This window comes from Leisingera sp. UBA4491, from assembly GCF_002388965.1.
Classification (GTDB): domain Bacteria; phylum Pseudomonadota; class Alphaproteobacteria; order Rhodobacterales; family Rhodobacteraceae; genus Leisingera; species Leisingera aquaemixtae.
Window position 1 is genome coordinate 20,547 of sequence record NZ_DGNN01000007.1, and the last position, 16,371, is coordinate 36,917.

A 16,371-nucleotide genomic window follows, 5' to 3' on the forward strand; every position below is an offset into this window, starting at 1 on the left:
CTCACTCGCCGCGCCGCTCTTCCACTTCGCGCAGCCGGTCCGGGAATTTGTCGATGGTGCGGGACAATTCGCGCACCGTCCAGGGGTGCGGCTTCCTCAGCTTGACGCCGCCGTCCTTGCCCACCAGCACCAGCATGAACCCGCGCGGCCGCAGCTTCTTGCGCAGCGCGGATTTGGCGGCCGGGTCGGTATCGGTCAGCACCACAACATCGCGCTTGCGCAATGCTTCGGCGCCCTGCATCAGCCGCTCGATCTGCTCATGGTACCGCGGGTCCTCGGGGCTGTCGGCGAACACCACCACCGGCCGGTGCGTCCACTGGAATTCCTCCAGCGCCACGTCATACCCGGGCTGGATCAAATCGGATGTGCTGCCATCGGCCGCCACCGACGCCAGCGGAAGAAAACCTGCCAAAACAACGGTTAGGATTGCTCTCATGATCTCTCCTGTCCCGTTGAATATATGCACCGTAACGGCAAATGCGACCGCGAAGTCTGCGGCTTGGCCAAAAAATATCATCGTTAACGGGATAATGAGGGGTTGCCGGCCATGATTGTGCAATTCCCGACGACCGGGCTGCGGCCTGCGGCCCTCCAGCAGAGGTCCCGTACAACGATGAAAGTCATCCTTCACACCGGCGCGCATCGTTGCGCAACGACATCGTTCCAGGAATACATGCGCCAGAACGCGCAGCCGCTGGCCTGCCAGGGCATCGGCTTCTGGGGACCGTACCGCACCCGCGGCGGGGCGCTGTTCCACGGCATCCAGCCCGGCCCGGCGCCTGTCACCGGCCGCGATCTGGTGCAGCGGGCCAAGGGGCGGCTGCAGCTGCAAATGGCGGCCAGCCGCGAGGCAGGCGTGCAGCAGCTGCTGGTCAGCGAGGAAAACATGCTTGGCGCGGTCCGCGCCAACCTGCGCCTCGGCGACCTCTACAGCGGCGCGGGGGAGCGTATGGCGCGCTTTGCCGAGGCTTTTGGCGGCGCGGTGACCGATGTGGCGCTGTCGATCCGCAGCCTTGACGGCTACTGGACCTCGGCGCTGGCCTATGCGGTGGCGCGCGGCCACAAGATGCCCACGGCGAACAGCCTGGACCGGCTGGCGCGGGGGCCGCGCAGCTGGCGCGACGTGATCACCGACATTGCCTGCGCCATGCCCGGCGTGCGCCTGCATGTGCTGCCGTTCGAAACCTTCGGCGCCCGGCCCGAGGCGGCGCTGGCGTCCCTCACCGGCCTCAAGGCACCGCGCACCCATGCGCGGGTGCGCCTGAATGCGTCGCTCTGCCTGCAGGACCTGCGCGCCAGCCTGCCGTCCTCCGCAGCGGCTCAGCTGCCAGAGGGCACAGGCCGCTGGCGCCCCTTCACAGACGCGCAGACCGCATATCTGCGCGAGGCCTATGCCGACGACATGATGTGGCTTGCGGGCGGGGCGGACGGCCTCGCCGCGCTGGCGCACGACCCGGATAAACTGGCGGCGGGCACGAACCCGCCCCGTATCGCACTGACAAGAGGAAGACCTGATGACAAACAAAGACGAATGGCGGGCTCTGGCTGAGAAAGAGCTGCGCGGACGGGCGGTCGATGACCTCAACTGGCAGACGCTGGAAGGCATCGAGGTCAAGCCGCTCTATACCGAAGACGACACCCGGGATCTGCCCCACATGGGCACGCTGCCCGGGTTCGGCCCCTTCACCCGCGGGGTGAAGGCCACCATGTACGCAGGCCGCCCCTGGACCATCCGCCAGTATGCGGGCTTCTCCACGGCGGAGGAATCCAACGCGTTTTACCGCCGCAACCTGGCCGCCGGCCAGCAGGGCGTCTCGGTCGCCTTCGACCTCGCCACCCACCGCGGCTATGACAGCGACCACCCCCGCGTGGTCGGCGATGTCGGCAAGGCCGGCGTTGCGATTGACAGCGTCGAGGACATGAAGATCCTGTTCGATGGCATCCCGCTCGACAAGGTCTCCGTCTCGATGACCATGAACGGCGCAGTGATCCCGGTCCTGGCCTCCTTCATTGTCGCGGGCGAGGAGCAGGGCCACGACAGATCGCAGCTGGCGGGCACCATCCAGAACGACATCCTGAAGGAGTTCATGGTCCGCAACACCTATATCTATCCGCCGAAACCCTCGATGCGGATCATCTCGGACATTATCGAATACACCTCGAACGAGATGCCCAAGTTCAACTCCATCTCGATCTCCGGCTACCACATGCAGGAGGCCGGCGCGAACCTGGTGCAGGAGCTGGCCTATACCATCGCGGACGGCCGCGAATACGTGCGCGCCGCGATCGACGCCGGCATGGACGTGGACAAATTCGCAGGCCGCCTGAGCTTCTTCTTCGCGATCGGCATGAACTTCTTCATGGAAATCGCCAAGCTGCGCGCCGCCCGCACCCTGTGGCACCGGGTGATGACCGAATTCGGCGCCAAGTCCGAACGCTCCAAGATGCTGCGCACCCACTGCCAGACCTCCGGTGTGTCTCTGCAGGAGCAGGACCCCTACAACAACGTGATCCGCACCGCCTATGAGGCGATGTCGGCAGTGCTCGGCGGCACCCAAAGCTTGCACACCAACGCGCTGGATGAGGCGATCGCGCTGCCCACCGATTTCTCCGCCCGCATTGCCCGCAACACCCAGCTGGTGCTGCAGGAGGAAACCGGCGTTACCAACGTGGTCGACCCGCTGGCCGGCTCCTACTACATCGAAAGCCTCACCAACGAACTGGTCGAAAAGGCCTGGGCTCTGATGGAAGAGGTTGAGGAGATGGGCGGCATGACCAAGGCCGTCGAATCCGGGATGCCCAAGCTGCGCATCGAGGAATCGGCCGCCCGCCGCCAGGCGATGATCGACCGCGGCGAAGAGGTTGTGGTTGGCGTCAACAAGTACCGCAAGGACAAGGAAGACCCGATCGACATCCTCGACGTGGACAACCACGCGGTGCGCGAGTCGCAGATCGCCCGCCTTGAGACGATGCGCAAGACCCGCGACGAGGCCGCCTGCCAGGCTGCTTTGGAAGAACTCACCCGCCGCGCCAGGGAAGGCAGCGGCAACCTCCTGGAAGCCGCAGTCGAAGCCGCCCGCGCGCGGGCCTCAGTCGGAGAGATCTCCATGGCAATGGAAAAGGAATTCGGCCGCCACCGCGCCGAGGTGAAAACCCTGGCGGGCGTCTACGGCGCTGCCTACGAAGGCGATGAGGGCTTTGCCGCGATCCAGAAGTCGATCGAGGACTTTGCCGAAGAAGAGGGCCGCCGCCCGCGTCTGCTGGTTGTGAAAATGGGCCAGGACGGCCACGACCGCGGCGCCAAGGTGATCGCCACCGCCTTCGCCGACATCGGTTTCGACGTCGACGTCGGCCCGCTGTTCCAGACCCCGGAAGAAGCCGCCCAGGACGCCATCGACAACGATGTGCATGTGATCGGCATCTCCAGCCAGGCCGCGGGCCACAAGACCCTGGCACCGCAGCTGGTCGAGGCGCTGAAGGCCGAAGGCGCAGAGGACATTCTGGTCATCTGCGGCGGGGTGATCCCGCAGCAGGACTACGAGTTCCTGTATTCCAAGGGCGTCAAGGCGATCTTCGGCCCCGGCACCAACATTCCGGAAGCGGCCCAGGACATCCTGCGCCTGATCCGCGAAGCGCGCCCTTAAGCAAACAACGGGCCTTGCGGGGCAGGGAGGCTCTCCCGCTCCCGCAGGGACCCGCCCTTCGGGCCGCCCCCTTGGCGGCTTTGGGTCCGGCAGCCCGCCCCGATGGGGCGGGCTGCCTGCATCGCACGCCGGATGGCGTGCGATGCCGCGCCCAACGGGCGCGGATGTGCCAAAGGCACAAGCCGCCGCCGGGCGGGAGATCCTGTTTTTCAGAGGCTTGATGCTGCCAGCCGCAGCTTTTCGCCGGGGCGGCGGCGCCATGCCTTGGCAAATCTGCGCGGCGGTGGTTGAGTGGCGCCATGCTGCGCTCCAAACGCCCTCAGATCCTCACCGGCATGGCCCTCGGCGCCCTCTGGGGCGTGCTGGTCACCGGCCTGCCGCAATGGCTGGGCCTGCCCTATATCCCGGCCCCCATCGCCTTGCCCGGCGCCTTCCTTGCACCCGGTCTGGTGCTGGCGCTGCTCATCGGCCGCCTGGCGCAGCGGCGGTTCTTCGACTACGCGATCATCGACGGGCAGCCCTTTTCTCCCGGTTCTGGGGCGGAAACCGACCAGCGGGTGCTGACCAATACCCTCGAACAGCTGGTGCTGGCGCTGGTCCTCTGGCCCTTTGCCGCCGTCACCCTGGGAGGCGCCGTGGCGATTGCCCTTGGCCTGTCCTTTGCGCTGATGCGGGTTTTGTTCTGGGCGGGCTACCACCTGTCGCCGCCCCTGCGCGGGCTGGGGTTTGCCGGGACGTTTTACCCGACCGTGATTGCCGGGGTCTGGGCGCTGGCAGTGTGGCTGTGAGGCTTGCGCCCGGAAACAAGCCGCAGGCGGCGTGCCGCCACCATTTCCCGCCTTGCACCCCGCCGCAGCGCCGCTAGTCTCACGCGCAAAAAGGGGAGGGCGGATATGATACTCGATCACCTGGCAGTGGCCGGCGCAACGCTGGAGGAGGCCGTTGCCCACACGGAAGAAGCCCTCGGCATCCCCCTCGGCCCCGGCGGCTCCCACGCCCGCTTTGGCACCCATAACCGGCTGGCCGGGCTGGAGGATGGCCTCTATCTGGAAGCCATCGCCATCGACCCCGACGCCCGGCCGCAGGAGCAGCCGCGCTGGTTCAACCTCGACCGGTTCGAAGGCCCCGCACGGCTGAGCAACTGGATTCTGCGCAGCGAGGACCTGGAGGCGGAGAAACCCCTGCTGCCGCCCCATGCGCAGCGCCACGTGCAGATGCAGCGCGGGGACCTCAGCTGGCTGATGACGGTGCCTGCGGACGGGCTGCTGCCGTTCGCCAATCTCTTCCCCGCGGTTCTTGAATGGCAGGCAGAGCCGCCCGCCGCCAGGCTGCCGCAATCGGGCTGCCGCCTGCGCCGCCTGATCGTCAGCCACCCGGAGGCCGCCGCGCTGCAGGCGGCGCTGGACCGCATCCTCAGCGACCCGCGCGTCGAGGTGGAGCCGGGCGCGCCCGCTATGATGGCGGAATTCGCCACCCCGCATGGCACCAGGCTGCTCAGATGATCGTCCGCCCCGCAACCGACGCCGACGCCGAGGCCGTCTGCGCCATCGTCAACTGGGTGATCCGCGACACCCTGGCGACCTTCAACACTATTGAAAAGACGCCGGAGCAGGTGCGCGGCCAGATCGCCGCCAGCAACGGCGCCTATCTGGTGGCGGAGCAGGACGGCAGCATCCTCGGACACGCGCACTATTTCCCGTTCCGCTCCGGCCCCGGCTACCGCTTCACGGCTGAGCACACCATCCACCTGCTGCCCGCGGCACAGGGGCAGGGGGCAGGGCGGGCGCTGATGCAGGCGCTGGAAGCCAGGGCAAAGGAGGCGGGGCTGCACGTTCTGATCGCCAGCGTCAGCAGCGCCAACCCCGGCGCCATCGCCTTTCACGCCGCCCTTGGCTACGTTGAAACCGCCCGGATGCCGGAGCTCGGCTGTAAGAACGGCCTTTGGCTGGACACTGTTTTCATGCAGAAAATCCTGACACCGGGCATTCCCGCCCCTGACAGTTCCGTCAATCCCGGATAGGCTGAGCCCATGTCACTTTGGACCCGCATATCCGACGCGCTCTCCGCGCTTGCCGCAGGCGAAGGCCTCAGCGAAGTCTTCGACCGCCTGCGCGCCCCGCCCGAGCGCACCGTGGCCTTTGCCATTGCCGTCATTGCGCTTGGCGCCAAGATGGCCAAGGCCGACGGCCAGGTCACGCGGGACGAGGTCACCGCCTTCCGCGAGGTGTTCCAGATCGCCCAGGACGACGAGACCGGCGCGGCGCGGGTGTTCAACATGGCGCGCACCGACGTGGCGGGCTACCAGGAATACGCCCGCCGCATCCAGAAGATGTTTGCCGACGACCCGACCACGCTCTGCGATCTGATGGAGGGGCTCTTTCACATCGCCATGGCCGACGGGTTCTATCATCCCGGCGAGAATGAGTTTCTGGAGGAGGTCAGCCGCATCTTCGGCCAGTCGCCGCAGCAGTTCCAGGCGCTGCGCGCCCGCTTCGTGCCGGATGCGCCCAAGGATCCCTACACGGTGCTGGGCGTCAGCCCGGAGATGAGCAAGGAAGACATCCGCAAGCACTGGCGCAAGCTGGTGCGCGACACCCACCCGGATGCGATGATCGCCCGCGGCGTGCCGGAGGAAGCGGTGCGGCTGGCGGAAAAGCGGATGAGCGACATCAACCGCGCCTGGGATGAAATCAGCGGGTGCGGCGGCAATGCGGCTGGCCACGTATAATATCGAATGGTTCGCCTATCTGTTCGATAAGAACGACCGGCTGATGCTGGACGGCAAGCCGTCGGGCGTTTACGGCGTCGACCGCTATACACAGGGGCGCGCGATTGCCCATGTGCTGCGCCGCCTGGACGCCGATGCCGTGATGGTGATCGAGGCCCCCAACACGGGACGCACCCAGCGCACCACCCGCGCGCTGGAGGCCTTTGCGGCAGAGGCCGGGCTGCGCGCCTGCGAGGCGGTCACCGGGTTCCCCAATGACACCCATCAGGAGATCGCGCTGCTTTATGATCCCGAAGTGCTGGATGCGGTGCATGACGCCCGCGCCAGCGCCGCCGCGCCGCAGTTCAACGGCGTGTTTGAAATCGACCTGGATGTGGACGACCAGCGGGACACGGTTGCCTTCTCCAAACCGCCGCTGGAGCTGGCGGTCACCACCCGTGGCGGCACCGCGCTGCGGATGATCGGGGCGCATCTGAAGTCCAAGGCGCCGCATGGGGCCAACGGGCCGGAGGAGATCACCACTCTGTCCATCGCCAACCAGCGCAAGCAGCTGGCGCAGGCGAACTGGCTGCACCGGCGGGTGGCGGAGCATGTGGCCGCGGGCGAGCATGTGATCGTTCTGGGCGACCTCAACGACGGCCCCGGCGCTGACGACTACGAAAAGCACTTCGGCCAGTCTTCCATCGAGATCGTCCTGGGTGATCTGCTGAACGACCCCAACGCGCAATCCCTGCTGCAGCCGCGCGCCACCTCGCTGCCCAGCACCTCGCGGTTTTACAACCCTGACACCAAACGCTATTTCCCGGCGCTGCTGGACTATGTGATGATCTCGCACAGCCTGATGAGGTTTAGCCCGCAGTGGCGGATCTGGCACCCGTTCGACGATGCGGAATGCTACGCCGACGAGGACCTGCGCGACGCGCTGCTCAAGGCTTCCGACCACTTCCCGGTGACGCTGGATATCGCGCTGGAGTGATGGCGGGGACCCGGACGGGCCATAATCCCCGGCCATGCCGCCGCCATATAATGCTTATTCAGCGATGGTTGTTGTGACGATCACTTCAGCCGCCGCAACGTCTCCGATACGATCCCAGGCTTCTTCAGGAACATCCAGGTCTGCGGCCTTCTCCACAAAATCTGCATCTTCTGACGCAAAAAGCCGTTCCCTGTACTGGGTAAGGCTCTCTTCAGGCTGGTCGAGTCTTTCCCATAGCGACCAGATTTCTTTTTTAACGTCTGCCAGCAGGCCAGGCTCTTCGCCCGAAATATAGCTTTCGATCAGCGCTTCCAGTTCCGCCCAGGTCTCCAGATTATTCTGAGCCAGCGCATAATAGTCCATCAGGGCGCGGCGGCTGATAAAGGCGGACTGCACAGCGATAGTGCCTTCCGGGCGCATATGGGCGATGACGGATGTTGTGCTGGTGCTCGCATCCACATCGCCAGTAACTTCCACCGGCAGCCCTCTGGGTGTCAGCTTGGCGCTGGCCTCAATCCCGGCTGCAATGTCGCTGTCGATTGCCTGCTGCGTGATCAGTTTGCCGGTGAAGACAGACGACACCAGCAGTCCGGGGCCCATCGGAATACTGGCAGGCGGAAAAAGCGCCTCGCAGTCAGGACTATCCCCTGTAGGGGACACCAATTCGATTGCACCGGCCATCGGGTAAGCCAGGGACGTTCTCACCAGTACCGACTGGACGCTTCTGCGAACATTCCTGTTGAACTGAGCCTCGGCGGAAGCGGGGATGCCGTAAACGCTTGCGCTTCCCCCAAGACCCAAGGTAACCGCCGATTTCCGCGACAGCGAAACGGATACGGATTCCGTTGTGGTGTCTTCTTCAATCTCAAGTCCCGGGTAGCATTTGGCGCTTTCAAACAGCCGCTGTTCATCCTGGATGCGGATGACTTCGCCAACTTCCACATCGTACCGGAGGTGCAGAGGCATGGCCTTGAAATGCGAAAAAGCCGTGCGCGCGAAGGACGCCCGAAGCTTTGTCAGTGCCTCGGCTAGTTCACTTGCGTGAACCGCAGCAGGGGAAACGGCGAGGATCAAAGTTAATAGGAAAACCCAAAGGGAGCGCATGAAGTGGTCTCCTTGTACAAATTAACATACCAAGCCAGATTACACTAATTTGTTGTGGCTTAATATCTATAAGGTTGTGCCAGCGGCAAAGTGCTCTGAATGTTTTCGGGCCGAAGACACACCCGGCCCGGCACCATTTTCCACCCCCTCTGTTCGCGCAGCGCGGGTGCCCCTATATTAGCCCCATGAAACAGATCCTTCTGCCCGCCGCCCTGATTGCCCTCATCTCCAGCCCGCTTGCCGCCCAGGAGGCGGAAGGGGAGGACAGCGGCCCCTCGCTGATGGAGCGCGGGGCGGAGCTGTTCTGGGAGGGCCTGCGCCAGGAGATGGCGCCGGCACTGGAAGACCTGCAGGGCATGATGGAGGAGATCGGCCCGGCGATGGGCGCGTTCCTGGCTGAGATGGGACCCGCGCTGGCGGAAATCGCCAAGGAGGTGGAGGATTGGAGCGTCTATGAGATGCCCGAGATCCTGCCCAACGGCGATATCATCATCCGCAAAAAGCCCAAGGACAACGCGCCCGCCGACAAGGAAACCGCCGAAGAGGAAGGCGTGACCGAGATCTGACGCCCTCCGCCTGGGTTATTCGGTCTCCGGCGGCGGGGCGGGCTTGCTGAATTTCAGGTCGATCTCCGCCTCCAGCGCCTTGCCCAGCGATTGCAGCCGGGCCTCGGCGACCTCTCCGTACAGCGGCCGCGCCGCATCCGGCAGTTCCACATGCAGCACCCGCTTGCGCGGCTGCCAGCGCAGGGAGCCGATGTTGCCGTTGCCGGTGACCATCAGCATGGCGCCGAAGCGCATCGCCTTGCCCAGAACCTCGGCCTCGTGCTGCCCCTTCTCGTCCAGCAGATGATAGAGGTATTCGAAACTGCTGCCGCGCCGCTTGTTGCTGTAGCGGTGCAGTAGCGCCAGCCCCAGGAACACCCGCTCCGAATGCTTGAGCCCGCCCAGGTTGGCGCGGGTGGCGTTGTCGAAACAGACCTCGGCGCGGTAATCGGGATGCGCGCGCCAGCTGACGTCATGCAGCAGGCAGGCCGCCTTGACCAGCCGCCGCTTGCTGTGGCGCGCATTGGCGAACAGGGGGCTCACGAAATCATAAAGCGTCTTGCCAAAGCCGGGGACGCGGGCGTCCTTCATCTCGGCAAAGCGCGACGCCTCGATAAGCGGATCGCGGGCGCGCAGCCGCTGCGGCATCTGCTCGTACAACAGCCCCTCGCGGATGCCATAGCTGGAAACCGCGATGTCCTTGGGCTTGAAGGTCTTGACCAGCCGGGTCAGCACGTCGATCGCATAAGGCACCAGCGACATCCGGCTGGCAGAAACGCCGCAGGCGTCGCGCAGCTTGTCGAGGTTGCGGGTCTCGATATAGCGCGCGGTCTCGCGCACGTCCTTGGCCGACATCCGGTATTCATGCAGCACCTTCAGCGGATAGCCGCGCCGGTGCATGTCGATGCGGGCAATCGCGCGCCAGCTGCCGCCGACCAGGAACAGCCGGTCGCGCTGGGTGCCCATCTCTTCCTTCAGCTGCTCGATGACGTCGCGGATGTATTCCTTGCGGCCCCTGCGCCCGCCCTTGACGTCGCACAGCTTCAAGGGTCCCAGCGGCGAGGTCACCCGTCGGCCCACGGTGTTTTCCTGGATCTCCGCCAGCTCCATCGAGGAGCCGCCGATATCGCAGACCAGGCCATAGGCGCCGGGCCAGCCCAGCAGCACGCCCTGCGCCGACAGCCGCGCCTCTTCGCGCCCGTCGATCACGTGGATCTTGAGGCCGGTCTGGCGCAGCACTTCCGCGCAGAATTCCGGCCCGTCCTCGGCGTCGCGCACCGCGGCGGTGGCGACGGCGGACAAGGGCGGCAGCCCCATGCCCTTGGCCAGATACTGGAACCGGTGCAGCGCCGACAGCGCGCGGGCGCGGCCCTCGGGGTTCAGGCGGCCCGAATCCGACAGGCCTGCGCCAAGCGCGCACATGATCTTTTCGTTATAGAAATAGGCCGGGCTGCGGGCGGCGCCGTCGAACACCACTAGGCGGACCGAGTTGGAGCCGACATCGACCACCCCCACGCGGGACAGCGCCCGGGCGCCGGGGTCGTGAAAGATCGGACGCCCGAAGGGGCCCCAATCGGTGCTGGCGGCGGCGGGGTCCTGGGTGACGTTCATGAGGGCTCCGTCTTGCAATCCGCGGTCAGGATCGCCGAAGGGCGGGCAGGGGTCAACCGCTTGCGGCTGCGTCATTTTCCGTTTCCTTCTCCCGGCTTTCCGACAGCACCCGCACCGCCAGGGGCCGGGTCAGGCTGCGTTTTTCGGCCAGCGACAGGTGGTCCAGCCGCCGCACCATCTGCGCGGCGGCGGCAAAGGAGCGGTCCATATGCGCCACCAGGTAGGGAATCACATCGGGCTTCGGCGTGATCTGGCGGTCGTTGAACAGCTTGGCCAGCACCACCGCCAGCAGCTGGTCGTCCGGCGGCTGCAGCTCGGCGTGGGTGGCGGCCTGCACCCGGCTTTGCAGGTCGGGCAGGGTGAGGCCCCAGAGATTGGGCGCGGGCTGGCCGGTCATCACCAGCGCATGGCCCTGCGCCAGAACCAGATTGTGCAGATGGAACAGGGCGTTCTGCCGCTCAGGGTCGGCAGCGATCTGCGGCACGTCCTCCACCGCGATCGGGCCGTGCGCCAGCTCCGGCACCGCCCCGGCTGTCAGCTTTGCGGCGGGAATGATGCGGGCGCCGGTCTGGCTGGCCCAGACATGCGCCAGATGCGACTTGCCGGCGCCCTTGGGGCCGGTCAGCACCAGCTTGCCGCTGGGCCAGGCAAACTGCGGGTCCAAAAGCGCCACCGCCATCGCATTGGAGGGCGCGACAAAGAAATCCTCTCGCCCCAGCGCAGGTTTCGCCGGGAGATCAAAGCTCAGCTGATGTGCCATCTGGTTTATTCCGTTCCCGCGTCCCGGTGGCCCTGGCCCTGATACAGGCGGCTGTCCAGGTACTGCTCGGTCACAAAGCGGGCAACCACCCCCAGCGCCGCCGCCACCGGCACCGCGATCAGCATCCCGACAAAGCCGAACAGGGCGCCGAACACCGACAGTGCCAGCAGCAGCCAGACCGGGTGCAGCCCGACCGAGTCGCCGACCAGCTTGGGCGTCAGGAAGTTGCCCTCGATCACCTGGCCGACGACAAAAATCAGCGCCACCAGCCCGATCGAGACCCAGTCGCCCCAGAACTGGAACAGCGCCAGCCCGATCGCCAGCGCGCCGCCGATCAGCGCGCCAAGATAGGGAATGAAGGTGACCAGCCCGGCAATGAACCCGACGGCGAGGCCAAAGTTCAGCCCCACCAGCATCAGCGCCACCGCGTAATAGGTGCCAAGGATCAGGCAGACCGTGCCCATGCCGCGGATAAAGGACGCCAGCGCCGCGTCGATGTCACCGGCCAGGCGGCGGATCACCGGCTGGTGGTCGCGCGGCAGCAGCTCGTCGATGCGGGCAATCATCCGGTCCCAATCCAGCAGCAGATAGACCGCCACCACCGGCACGATCACCAGAAGCACCACCACATTCAGCAGCGAGACCGCGGAGCCTGCCACCGATTGCAGCACCTGCACCGCGCGCGACTGCAGGGTCTCGGCGAGGGCGGAGATCGCCTGGTGAATGCGGCTGTCCTGTTCAAAGACCGCCGGGAAGCGGTCATTGACGAAGTTGCGCGCATCGCCGATCAGCTTGGGCAGCACATTGGCAAGGTCGATCATCTGGTAGATCAGCGTTGGCACCACCACCAGAAGCAGCAGCACGAACACCACCAGCGTGCCCACCGTTATGGTCGCGGTGGCGCCCGAGCGGCTCATGCCCCAGGCCTCCAGCCGGTCGGCAATCGGGTCGATCATATAGGCAATCGCGGCGCCCAGGATGAAGGGCAGCAGCACATGGCCAAGCGACCACATCACCACGGCAAAGACCAGGGCGGCAACGCCCCAGTATTTAAACTGTTTCTTTGCTGGTAGCGCCATGATCAGACAACCCGCCCTTGGCCCGTTTTGGTTCAGGATCCTTGGCGGTAGTCTTCCCTGATGGGGCGGGCGCTTGCAAGGGCCGCGGGCAAATCGCCTGTGGGCAAGGCGGGGATAAGGCGCAAAAGGCCGGGGGCAAATTCTGGATAGACCCGGCGGCGCCGCGGCCCGTTGTCAGTGAATCCGCACCCCCTGGCGCTGCAGTTCCCCGTGCAGCGCGGAAAGGCTGACCGCGTCCAGCGCGCAGTCTGACGTCACCGACAACGCCGCCGCCACGCCTGCGCCCTGACCGGCCACCGCGCAGCAGGCCATGTTGCGCGTCGCCGCATGGGCGATCTTGTCGCCGCCGATGGCGCGGCCGGTCACCAGCAGCCCCTCAACCCCTTTAGGCAGCATCGACCGGTAGGGGATCTGCATGTAGCGCCCGGTGGTGGGCAGGATCAGCACGCCGTAGCCGTCGATGAACTCCGGATAAATCCCGATGGTATCCTCGAACCGGCCCTGGTTGCGGGTCTCGTCCTCGGTGATGTTATGATGCGCGTCGATCTTGCGGGTGTCGCGGATGCCGATGGTCATGCCGAAGTTCCTCAAGCGCGCGCCCGCGCAGCCCGGCGTGTAGGCGCGCAAGGCATCAATCGCGTGCATCGCCTGTTTGCGCCCCTCGATCTCGCCGCGGGTCATGCTGTCGGGGTCAGTGCCGTCGATGCCTGCCAGATGCACCAGGTTCATATAGGTCATCTCGCCCGAGTCATGCACCGCGCCCCAGGTGCCGCCGATGGTGTTCAGATGCGCCGGAATCACCCCGTCGCGGATCGCCTGGGCAAAGGGCTTGGCCAGGAAGGGGGAGAACATTGCGTCTTCCTTGCCTGAGGTCTCCACCTGCCATTCGCCGGTCGACCAGTTGGCATAGGTCTGCGGATCGGCTTTGACACCTTCCATGAACTTCTGTTTGTCCACGCCCGCGATGTGGAACATCACGCTGGCCGCCTGCATCTGCTCCACCGGGGTTTTCACGCAAGGCGCGCCCATCATATGGGCAATGTCGGCGTCGCCGGTGGCGTCGATCACCCGCTTCGCCAGAATGGCCTCACGGCCTGCCTTGCTCTCGACGATCACACCGGTGATCCGGTTCCCTTCGCGGATCGGCGCTACGAACACCCGGTGCAGCATCGGGTGAATGCCCGCTTCCTCCACCAGCTTATCGGCGACCAGCTTGAAGCCTTCGCTGTCCAGCTCATAGCTGAGCGACTGGCTCTCCGGCACTGCCGCGCCCATCGCCTTGGCACGCTCCTCGAACTCCCAGCCGATGCCGCCGGCCTCCACCGTTTCCTCGTGCCGGTACCAGGCAAAGCCCTCGACCCCCACGGTGGTGATATTGCCGCCAAAGCAGCCGAAGCGGTCCAGGAGGGTCACCTCGACGCCTGCACGCGCCGCCGCCAGCGCCGCCGCCAGCCCGCCGGGACCGGAGCCCACCACCAGCACCTCGGTTTCATGAATGACCGGGATCTCCCGTGCCGGCTCCAGAATGGTCTTGGCCACGTCTCTCTCTCCCTTGTCCCTGAGAGCGGTGTTTCCGGTAACAGTTTCGAATCTTGAACAACGGTTCAAGTTCTTTTGCGGCAGGAAGAGTGAAAAACGGCATGGGAGGGGGCAGGCAAAGGCCCGCTTTGCGTCCGGCGTCACGCGACACAAGGCCCGGGCCTGACCTTGGGGAGGCGTGAAGCGCCTTCGTCATGCTAAAAGCATGCCTCTGGCATGACGGGAAGGTCAGGCGCGGGCCGGGCCGCTGCGCGCCACGTCGCAAGGGCACACCGCCGCCGCATTGGATCATCCCCTTGCCCGCACCCCCATCACCCACTAAACCGGGCGGGAACGCGAACCCACATCACCGATGGAGCCAAGATGCGCCTGTCCCGCTATTTTCTGCCGGTTCTGAAAGAGAACCCCTCGGAAGCCCAGATCGTCAGCCACCGGCTGATGCTGCGCGCCGGGATGATCAAGCAATCCTCCGCCGGGATCTATTCCTGGCTGCCGCTGGGCTTCAAGGTGCTGAAGAAGATCGAAAGCATCGTCCATGACGAGCAGATCCGCGCGGGCCACATCCCGATGCTGATGGCCACCATGCAGCCCGCCGATCTGTGGCGCGAGTCGGGCCGCTATGACGACTACGGCCAGGAAATGCTGCGCATCAAGGACCGCCACGACCGCGACATGCTGTTCGGCCCCACCAACGAGGAGATGATCACCGACATCTTCCGGGCGCATGTGTCCTCCTACAAGGACCTGCCGCTGACCATGTACCAGGTGCAGTGGAAGTTCCGCGACGAGATCCGCCCGCGCTTCGGGGTGATGCGGGGCCGTGAGTTCTACATGAAGGACGGCTATAACTTCGACCTCTCCAAGGAAGACGCGCTGCACGCCTACAACCGCCACCTGGTCAGCTATCTGCGCACCTATGAGCGCATGGGCCTGCAGGCGATCCCGATGCGCGCCGACGGCGGCCCGATCGGCGGCGACTATACCCATGAATTCCTGGTGCTCGCGGAAACCGGCGAGTCCGAGGTGTTCTATGACAGCGCCGTGACCGATTTGACCTTTGGCGACCGCGATATCGACTATGACAGCGTCGAGCAGTGCCAGGCGGTGCTGGAGGAATTCACCTCCCGCTATGCCCGCACCGACGAAACCCACGACGAGGTGGTGTTCCAGGAGCAGGTGCCGGAAGAGCGCCGCCGCTTTGCCCGCGGTATCGAGGTGGGGCAGATCTTCTACTTCGGCACCAAGTATTCCGAGTCGATGGGCGCTACCGTGCAGGGCCCCGACGGCAAGCCGGTGCCGGTCCACATGGGCAGCCACGGCATTGGCGTCTCGCGCCTGCTGGGCGCCATCATCGAGGCCAGCCACGACGACAACGGCATCATCTGGCCCGAAGGCGTGACCCCGTTCCACTGCGGTATCGTCAACCTCAAGCAGGGCGACGACGAGGCGGACGCGGCCTGCAACCAGCTCTATGCGGCGCTGACCGCGGCCGGGCTGGATCCGCTCTATGATGACCGCAACGAGCGGGCAGGCGGCAAGTTTGCCACCATGGACCTGATCGGCCTGCCCTGGCGCATCACCGTCGGCCCGCGGGGCCTGAAGAACGGCGTGGTGGAACTGACCTCGCGCCGCACCGGCGAAAGCGAGGAGCTGAGCCCGGAAGAGGCGGTGAAGAAGGTGGTGGCCATCTATGAGAAACACCGCACCGGCCGCGGCTTCTGAGCCAGCCTGCCAGTTCGAAGGAAACAGCCCCGCCGGCAGATGCTGGCGGGGTTTTCCTTTGCCGGGCGGGCAGGGGCACTGACAGAGGGCAGCCCGGCTGCTAGCCTTGGCAGTATCCAAGGCGGGAGAACGGACGTGGCCAGCTTCAGCGGTATCGAAAAAGACAGCGGGCTGACGCATGTGCTGTCGTCTTTTCCCCGGAACGCGGAACAGTTGCTGCATCTGCTGGACAGCATCATGTGCGGCAGCGGCGCGCTGTCGCGGGGCGAACGCGAGGCGATTGCCGCCTATGTCTCCGGCCTGAACGATGTGGCCTATTGCGTTCACTACCACAGCCTGTTCTCGGACGTGTTTTGCGGCCCGGTGGCGGCAACACAGGACCGTATCCGGCCCCTGCTGGAATACGCCCGTGCCCTGCACGGCGGCGAGGCCGAAGGTCTTTCGCAGGCCTTTGAGGAGGCCGTCACGGCAGGCTGGAGCGAAGCCGCGCTTTATGAGGTGGTGGAGGTCTGCGGCGTCTTCAGCTTCATCAACACCATCGTCAAGGCCGCCGGGCTGACCGAGCCGGGACAGGCGCCGGAGCCGCGGCCGACGGCACAGGGGCTGGTGAACTCCTATGCCGCAATGGCGCAGGCGGTGCGCGGTAAATAGACCTTGGCCTCA

The 16,371-nt window shown here is 65.5% G+C and carries 16 protein-coding genes; 10 read left to right on the forward strand and 6 right to left on the reverse strand.

Annotated elements, in window-relative coordinates:
* Position 1 precedes the first annotated feature (1 nt).
* On the reverse strand, positions 2 to 436 hold the full coding sequence (locus B2P87_RS02335) for a DUF4174 domain-containing protein (RefSeq protein ID WP_141890702.1): 435 nt from the start codon (positions 434 to 436) through the stop codon (positions 2 to 4).
* 177 nt (positions 437 to 613) lie between these two features.
* Between B2P87_RS02335 and B2P87_RS02340 the strand changes: the two genes are divergently transcribed.
* The 7 genes from B2P87_RS02340 to B2P87_RS02370 all read left to right on the forward strand — a co-directional run bounded on the left by B2P87_RS02340 (position 614) and on the right by B2P87_RS02370 (position 7,348).
* Positions 614 to 1,549 carry a hypothetical protein gene (locus tag B2P87_RS02340; RefSeq protein WP_141890701.1) on the forward strand — a complete coding sequence of 312 codons (936 nt, stop codon included), beginning with the start codon at positions 614 to 616 and terminating at the stop codon, positions 1,547 to 1,549.
* Positions 1,515 to 3,644: a methylmalonyl-CoA mutase gene (gene scpA, locus B2P87_RS02345; protein WP_141890700.1), complete on the forward strand. Its 2,130-nt coding sequence runs from the start codon at positions 1,515 to 1,517 to the stop codon at positions 3,642 to 3,644. Before B2P87_RS02340 ends, scpA begins: the two co-directional genes overlap by 35 nt.
* A 299-nt stretch (positions 3,645 to 3,943) precedes the next feature.
* A complete protein-coding gene (locus tag B2P87_RS02350; RefSeq protein WP_141890699.1) occupies positions 3,944 to 4,432 on the forward strand; it encodes an MAPEG family protein in 489 nt (162 codons plus the stop codon).
* Between the two features lie 105 nt (positions 4,433 to 4,537).
* Positions 4,538 to 5,146 (forward strand): VOC family protein, encoded by a 609-nt coding sequence (locus B2P87_RS02355; RefSeq protein ID WP_141890698.1) that lies wholly within the window; start codon positions 4,538 to 4,540, stop codon positions 5,144 to 5,146.
* Positions 5,143 to 5,664, forward strand: coding sequence for a GNAT family N-acetyltransferase (locus B2P87_RS02360; RefSeq protein ID WP_141890697.1), 522 nt, complete (start codon positions 5,143 to 5,145; stop codon positions 5,662 to 5,664). The genes B2P87_RS02355 and B2P87_RS02360 overlap by 4 nt, the downstream gene beginning before the upstream one ends.
* A 9-nt stretch (positions 5,665 to 5,673) precedes the next feature.
* Positions 5,674 to 6,372, forward strand: a complete 699-nt coding sequence (locus B2P87_RS02365) for a molecular chaperone DjiA (RefSeq protein ID WP_058285777.1) — start codon at positions 5,674 to 5,676, stop codon at positions 6,370 to 6,372.
* On the forward strand, positions 6,353 to 7,348 hold the full coding sequence (locus tag B2P87_RS02370) for an endonuclease/exonuclease/phosphatase family protein (protein ID WP_141890696.1): 996 nt from the start codon (positions 6,353 to 6,355) through the stop codon (positions 7,346 to 7,348). The genes B2P87_RS02365 and B2P87_RS02370 overlap by 20 nt, the downstream gene beginning before the upstream one ends.
* 54 nt (positions 7,349 to 7,402) lie before the next feature.
* Here the strand turns inward: B2P87_RS02370 and B2P87_RS02375 are convergent, their stop codons facing one another.
* On the reverse strand, positions 7,403 to 8,452 hold the full coding sequence (locus tag B2P87_RS02375) for a hypothetical protein (protein ID WP_141890695.1): 1,050 nt from the start codon (positions 8,450 to 8,452) through the stop codon (positions 7,403 to 7,405).
* 185 nt (positions 8,453 to 8,637) lie between these two features.
* Between B2P87_RS02375 and B2P87_RS02380 the strand changes: the two genes are divergently transcribed.
* Entirely contained in the window at positions 8,638 to 9,018 is a 381-nt protein-coding gene (locus tag B2P87_RS02380) for a hypothetical protein (RefSeq protein WP_141890694.1), read from the forward strand.
* 15 nt (positions 9,019 to 9,033) lie between these two features.
* Here the strand turns inward: B2P87_RS02380 and B2P87_RS02385 are convergent, their stop codons facing one another.
* The 4 genes from B2P87_RS02385 to B2P87_RS02400 all read right to left on the reverse strand — a co-directional run bounded on the left by B2P87_RS02385 (position 9,034) and on the right by B2P87_RS02400 (position 13,986).
* Entirely contained in the window at positions 9,034 to 10,608 is a 1,575-nt protein-coding gene (locus tag B2P87_RS02385) for a Ppx/GppA family phosphatase (protein WP_141892087.1), read from the reverse strand.
* Positions 10,609 to 10,660: 52 nt separating this feature from the next.
* Entirely contained in the window at positions 10,661 to 11,368 is a 708-nt protein-coding gene (locus B2P87_RS02390; protein ID WP_141890693.1) for an HdaA/DnaA family protein, read from the reverse strand.
* A gap of 5 nt (positions 11,369 to 11,373) precedes the next feature.
* A complete protein-coding gene (locus tag B2P87_RS02395) occupies positions 11,374 to 12,447 on the reverse strand; it encodes an AI-2E family transporter (RefSeq protein ID WP_058285771.1) in 1,074 nt (357 codons plus the stop codon).
* 174 nt (positions 12,448 to 12,621) lie between these two features.
* A complete protein-coding gene (locus B2P87_RS02400) occupies positions 12,622 to 13,986 on the reverse strand; it encodes an FAD-dependent oxidoreductase (protein ID WP_141890692.1) in 1,365 nt (454 codons plus the stop codon).
* Between the two features lie 363 nt (positions 13,987 to 14,349).
* Here B2P87_RS02400 and proS point away from each other — a divergent pair, with 363 nt between their 5' ends.
* Together proS and B2P87_RS02410 are read left to right on the forward strand one after the other, a co-directional pair.
* The gene (gene proS / locus B2P87_RS02405; RefSeq protein WP_141890691.1) at positions 14,350 to 15,708 is read left to right on the forward strand and encodes a proline--tRNA ligase; all 1,359 of its coding nucleotides are present in this window, start codon (positions 14,350 to 14,352) and stop codon (positions 15,706 to 15,708) included.
* A 135-nt stretch (positions 15,709 to 15,843) separates the two neighbouring features.
* A complete protein-coding gene (locus B2P87_RS02410; protein ID WP_141890690.1) occupies positions 15,844 to 16,359 on the forward strand; it encodes a carboxymuconolactone decarboxylase family protein in 516 nt (171 codons plus the stop codon).
* The last annotated feature ends 12 nt before the right edge of the window (positions 16,360 to 16,371 follow it).

Bases quoted from the DNA above. Each gene is read 5' to 3' on its own strand.
- B2P87_RS02335 (WP_141890702.1), bottom strand. From the start codon at position 436: ATGAGAGCAATCCTAACCGTTGTTTTGGCAGGTTTTCTTCCGCTGGCG.
- B2P87_RS02340 (WP_141890701.1), top strand. From the start codon at position 614: ATGAAAGTCATCCTTCACACCGGCGCGCATCGTTGCGCAACGACATCG.
- scpA (WP_141890700.1), top strand. From the start codon at position 1,515: ATGACAAACAAAGACGAATGGCGGGCTCTGGCTGAGAAAGAGCTGCGC.
- B2P87_RS02350 (WP_141890699.1), top strand. From the start codon at position 3,944: ATGCTGCGCTCCAAACGCCCTCAGATCCTCACCGGCATGGCCCTCGGC.
- B2P87_RS02355 (WP_141890698.1), top strand. From the start codon at position 4,538: ATGATACTCGATCACCTGGCAGTGGCCGGCGCAACGCTGGAGGAGGCC.
- B2P87_RS02360 (WP_141890697.1), top strand. From the start codon at position 5,143: ATGATCGTCCGCCCCGCAACCGACGCCGACGCCGAGGCCGTCTGCGCC.
- B2P87_RS02365 (WP_058285777.1), top strand. From the start codon at position 5,674: ATGTCACTTTGGACCCGCATATCCGACGCGCTCTCCGCGCTTGCCGCA.
- B2P87_RS02370 (WP_141890696.1), top strand. From the start codon at position 6,353: ATGCGGCTGGCCACGTATAATATCGAATGGTTCGCCTATCTGTTCGAT.
- B2P87_RS02375 (WP_141890695.1), bottom strand. From the start codon at position 8,452: ATGCGCTCCCTTTGGGTTTTCCTATTAACTTTGATCCTCGCCGTTTCC.
- B2P87_RS02380 (WP_141890694.1), top strand. From the start codon at position 8,638: ATGAAACAGATCCTTCTGCCCGCCGCCCTGATTGCCCTCATCTCCAGC.
- B2P87_RS02385 (WP_141892087.1), bottom strand. From the start codon at position 10,608: ATGAACGTCACCCAGGACCCCGCCGCCGCCAGCACCGATTGGGGCCCC.
- B2P87_RS02390 (WP_141890693.1), bottom strand. From the start codon at position 11,368: ATGGCACATCAGCTGAGCTTTGATCTCCCGGCGAAACCTGCGCTGGGG.
- B2P87_RS02395 (WP_058285771.1), bottom strand. From the start codon at position 12,447: ATGGCGCTACCAGCAAAGAAACAGTTTAAATACTGGGGCGTTGCCGCC.
- proS (WP_141890691.1), top strand. From the start codon at position 14,350: ATGCGCCTGTCCCGCTATTTTCTGCCGGTTCTGAAAGAGAACCCCTCG.